Source organism: Nocardia brevicatena NBRC 12119, assembly GCF_000308495.1.
GTDB classification, from domain to species: Bacteria; Actinomycetota; Actinomycetes; order Mycobacteriales; family Mycobacteriaceae; genus Nocardia; species Nocardia brevicatena.
This window is the reverse complement of record NZ_BAFU01000188.1, coordinates 1-1,338: the sequence shown is the minus strand read 5'-3', so window position 1 is coordinate 1,338 and position 1,338 is coordinate 1. Positions and strand designations below refer to the sequence as shown.

Sequence of the window (1,338 nt, the reverse complement as noted above, 5' to 3'; positions counted from 1 at the left end):
TCGCTCACTAGGGCACCATCCTTCCTGCAGCCCGAAGAGTTAGGGTTGTTGTCTCTCGGTTCCGGTGGGTGCATGGCCTGGTTCGCGTGCCACTCGATGGCCAACATGAGTATTGCCGGCCCCACCGGGCCGAGGGCCGCAGACCGGCATCAGGAACACGCCCGCTCGAGGGCCGATTAGTGAGCTTCCGGCCGCGGTCCTCGCTTCCGACGAGGCATCTCATCGATCTCGAAGGAGTACGCCTGTGATAATCGCCGGCTGGGACTGGGCCACCGCCATCCACGACGTGAGTGTGATCGACGACGCCGGCGGCAAACTGGACCGGTTCCCGATCCGGCACACCGAAGACGGCATCACCACCGCACTCGAGCGACTGGCCCGACACGGCGATCCCGCCGAGCTGCCCGTAGCGATCGAGACCACCCGCGGACTGATCGTGGACCGGCTGCTGGCCGCAGGACACCCGGTGATCCCGGTGCACCCCAACGCCTTTCACGCCGCCCGCCCTCGCTGGGGCGCCGCCCGCGCCAAGAACGATCCCGGCGATGGATACAAACTCGCCGACTACGCCCGCACCGACGGACACCGACTGCCGGTGCTGACCCCGACACTGCCCGAGACTCTCGAACTGCAAGCACTGACCCGCCAGCGCAGCGACCACCTCGAGATGCGCATCGCCGCAGTCAACCAACTCGCCGCGCTGCTCGACGAACACTGGCCCGGCGGGAAAACCGTATTCGCCCAACTGCACTCGGTGATCGCACTGGACTTCCTGGACCGCTACCCATCCCCGCAGTCCGCCGCCGGACTCACCGCGGCCAAGCTCGAGACGTTCTGCCGCCGACGCGGCTACAGCGGCCGCCGCACCGGCGCCGAGCTGCTGGCCCGGCTGCGCACCGCACCGGCGGCGGCCAGCCGCCTGAGCGAGCCGGTCATCGCGCAGCTGATCCGCGCCCAGGTCGCGCTCGTGCGATCGATCCGGGCCGGTATCGACACCCTCGACGCCGTGATCACCGACGCCGTCGCCGCGCACCCCTACGCCCGGTTGCTGGCCGACCTGCCACGCATCGGCACACTGAACCTGGCCCAGATCATCGGCGAGGTCGGCCCGATCCTGGAACGCGCCACCAGCTTCGACCAGCTCGCCGCCGAGACCGGCCTGGCACCGGTCACCCGCGCCTCGGGCAAACAACACACTGTCACGTTCCGGCACGCCACCAACCGCCGAGCCCGACAAGCCCTGGTCTTCTGGATCGACAACAGCCGCCGAGCCGGCACCTGGGCCGAGCAACGCTACACCGCCGCCCGCGCCCGCGGCCAACGCCACCCACACGCCAT

The 1,338-nt window shown here is 69.4% G+C and carries 1 protein-coding gene; it reads left to right on the top strand.

All coding sequences use genetic code 11. The features are described 5' to 3' along the window. Nucleotides 1–244 precede the first annotated feature (244 nt). On the top strand, nt 245–1,338 hold a 1,094-nt coding region (locus ON20_RS25910; RefSeq protein WP_051163327.1), incomplete at its 3' end, for an IS110 family RNA-guided transposase.